Below are 363 nucleotides of genomic sequence, written 5' to 3'. Positions count from 1 at the left end.
AGACATTTTTTCATTTTACTCTCCGCTTGTAACATTATTATCAAAAGATGGATAAGCCTAACAACCTTATCTTTCACAACAATACGCGAACAATATTTAACAATCCGTCAACATTTGAAACTAAAGTCAATATTCCCGTACCCATTCCATGAGTGGCTACAGGAATAACCCATGCTGCCACCTCGTTCCTGCCGCGTACCCAACGCACACGGGCTGGCGGCATTTTTATTTTCACCGCGCATTCACAGCGCAATTCTTTCAACGTCGAATCCAATCACTTTGATATGAGCCTTCGAGGAAGTCAGTTATAGCTGGCGAGCTTCGACGGGCTGATTTTCTATGTGAACGAGGGTTCATTTCAAA

The 363-nt window shown here is 43.0% G+C and carries 1 protein-coding gene; it reads right to left on the bottom strand.

Going from position 1 to position 363, the window contains the following annotated elements; all coding sequences use genetic code 11:
- Nucleotides 1-73: 73 nt before the first annotated feature.
- Nucleotides 74-223, bottom strand: a complete 150-nt coding sequence (locus AAC854_RS23325) for a hypothetical protein (protein ID WP_340619160.1) — start codon at nt 221-223, stop codon at nt 74-76.
- Nucleotides 224-363: the final 140 nt, after the last annotated feature.

It is taken from the genome of Xenorhabdus entomophaga, assembly GCF_037996725.1.
GTDB classification, from domain to species: domain Bacteria; phylum Pseudomonadota; class Gammaproteobacteria; order Enterobacterales; family Enterobacteriaceae; genus Xenorhabdus; species Xenorhabdus khoisanae.
This window is presented reverse-complemented; position numbering and strand designations above follow the sequence as displayed.